2 protein-coding genes are annotated in these 1,222 nt (G+C 39.1%); both read right to left on the reverse strand.

The window, feature by feature from the left end; translation table 11 throughout:
* Window positions 1–2: 2 nt before the first annotated feature.
* Window positions 3–707: an ROK family protein gene (locus F6K52_RS36510; protein WP_293090152.1), complete on the reverse strand. Its 705-nt coding sequence runs from the start codon at window positions 705–707 to the stop codon at window positions 3–5.
* 211 nt (window positions 708–918) lie between these two features.
* A partial coding sequence (locus tag F6K52_RS36515) for a HEAT repeat domain-containing protein (RefSeq protein ID WP_293090154.1) occupies window positions 919–1,222 on the reverse strand: 304 nt, incomplete at its 5' end.

A 1,222-nucleotide genomic window follows, 5' to 3' on the forward strand; every position in this document is an offset into this window, starting at 1 on the left:
AGTTAGTCTCGCCAGAGGTTAATTCCCCCCAACAAACCTGTAATATTTGGAATTATTTTCACATTGGAGGGTAAATCGATAGAGACTTTTTTCGCCTCTCCACCGCCAATATATAGATAATCATAATTAAATAAATGACTTAAGGATGCGATCGCTTTACCTAACCGTTTATTCCATTTTTTATGCCCTACCTTGTCTAAAGCATCCCTTCCTAGCTGCTGTTCATAACTCTCCCTCTTGCGGAAACGATGGTGTCCCATTTCCAAATTTGGTAACAATTTACCATTCACAAACAACGCAGAACCAAAACCAGTGCCCAAAGTTACTACCAACTCAACACCCTTACCAGCAATTGCACCCAAACCCTGCATATCAGCATCATTAACTACCCGTACAGGTCTTTTTAAAATCTTTGATAGTGCTATTGCTAAATCAAAGCCAATCCAGTCTGGATGTAAATTTGCAGCAGTTTCCACAGTTCCATGTTTTACCACACCAGGGAAACCCACAGAAACCCGTTCGTAATCACCTTGGTTGCTAGTTAATTGTGTAATTGCGTCTATTATGGGTTGGGGTTTAGCTGGTTTTGGGGTTTCCAAACGTCCTCGTTCAGTAATGGGATTACCTTGTGTGTCTAAAACCATGACTTTAACACCACTTCCCCCAATATCTACTGATAGGGTACGCAGATTGACATTGCTTTCCATAGTGTTTTTCCTTCCCTAAACAGAACTTATACAAATAAAGCCAAAAATATCTCGTTTTTTAAGTCACTAAGTTTATTTGCTTCAATCACATAAATAACGCATTATACTAAGTCTAGCTGGAATATCCTTATTTCTCACATATTGGGTAGGAAAAGAAGTATAAAAAAAGGGGCAGAGAATTATACAGGATATTTTAGTAGTATATTTGGGATTAAATCATTTCAGTCTTAGGGGAAGACAGACGTTTCAAAGCTGCGATCGCATGGAGTTTGACACTCTTATTACTATCTGTTTGCATATGCTCTAAAGCCGGTAAGGCATCGGCTGAAGCTAATTGACCCCAAGTGTGAGCTAGTGCTTGCTTGATAGCAGAATTTTTGGTAGTAGGATGTCCAGAATTGAAAAAATTTACGAGGATTTTTGCTGCTAGGGGTTGCAAATTTTCCGCTTTTATCCGTCCCAAAACCCGAACAATTTCTAATATGACTTCCGTGGAACATACCCAAATAGCTTGA

The organism is Moorena sp. SIO3H5, assembly GCF_010692395.1.
Taxonomy (GTDB): domain Bacteria; phylum Cyanobacteriota; class Cyanobacteriia; order Cyanobacteriales; family Coleofasciculaceae; genus Moorena.